Source organism: Campylobacter sp. W0014 (genome assembly GCF_020135975.1).
In the GTDB taxonomy this organism is placed as follows: Bacteria; Campylobacterota; Campylobacteria; order Campylobacterales; family Campylobacteraceae; genus Campylobacter_D.
Genome location: NZ_JACHTR010000076.1, coordinates 1 through 959, shown reverse-complemented (window position 1 = coordinate 959; position 959 = coordinate 1). Strand labels below are relative to the sequence as shown.

Sequence of the window (959 nt, the reverse complement as noted above, 5' to 3'; positions counted from 1 at the left end):
TTTTATTAATTGGGATTTTTATAACTTTAAAAACTTCTTGTAATTCTTATTGCATCTTTTTAACTTTTTACATATTCTAGGTATTTGTTGTTGTTTGCTGCCTTTGTTGCGTCTATTTTTCACATAATTTCAGACGATATTCTTGTATAATCTGCTTGTTTTTAGAAATATATAAAAAATTATTAAAAATATTGTATTCATAAATACCATTTTTAAAAACATATCCTTTAAAATTCATATTTACATCACTAATAGACTTACCGTTTAAGATAATATATTTTCCATTATTTTTATTGACACCCACATATACAACCTTATCACAAGTTATATTACCCTCTGGACATAGATTTAAAATTTTTATCCAAAACTTTTCATTTTCATAGGTACATTGCTCTAGTGGAGTAAAATCCTCTTGTGCTAACAAATAAGTACTAAAAAATAAAAACAATAATATATTTTTAAAAATTACCATTTTTCATAACCTCCTTGAGTATAAAGCTTATATTCAGCATTTCTCCTATTAATTAGTCCCTGCATTACTTTATTTTGACTTTTGTTCCACGCCATCCAAGCTTCCTTTAATGTTTTATAACCCGTTTTCTCTCCATTGATGATTTTAGCAACAGAAGAATTTTTAAAATTATCAATCCCTATATTAAAACATAATATAACCAAGGCATCAAATTCGTTCTGTGCTAAGGAAGAGTTTATTGAATTTTTTACGGCATTTTCAAAGGGTAACAAATCGCTTTTAAACAATTTATCCGCTTCTTGTAAAGTAATACCATTTTTATACAAATCCCATTCATTTTGCCCTATAAGATGTCCATATCCGATAGTTGCACCTTTAACATATGAAGTAATTTCTTTTCCATTTTGATCATTATAAGGTTTGAGTCTTAGCTTCTCTATATTTTTTAAAAGATTTTGACCATCATTGCTTAGATGAGTGATTTTTT

The 959-nt window shown here is 26.5% G+C and carries 2 protein-coding genes; both read right to left on the bottom strand.

The features are described 5' to 3' along the window. Positions 1 to 112: 112 nt before the first annotated feature. Positions 113 to 472 (bottom strand): hypothetical protein, encoded by a 360-nt coding sequence (locus H2277_RS09010; protein WP_042635856.1) that lies wholly within the window; start codon positions 470 to 472, stop codon positions 113 to 115. Then, on the bottom strand, positions 466 to 959 hold a 494-nt coding region (locus H2277_RS09005; protein WP_337201967.1), incomplete at its 5' end, for a lysozyme. The genes H2277_RS09010 and H2277_RS09005, both read right to left, overlap by 7 nt.

What these genes read in the sequence shown, in the direction of transcription:
- H2277_RS09010 (WP_042635856.1), bottom strand. Translation starts at nt 472, where the DNA reads ATGGTAATTTTTAAAAATATATTATTGTTTTTATTTTTTAGTACTTAT.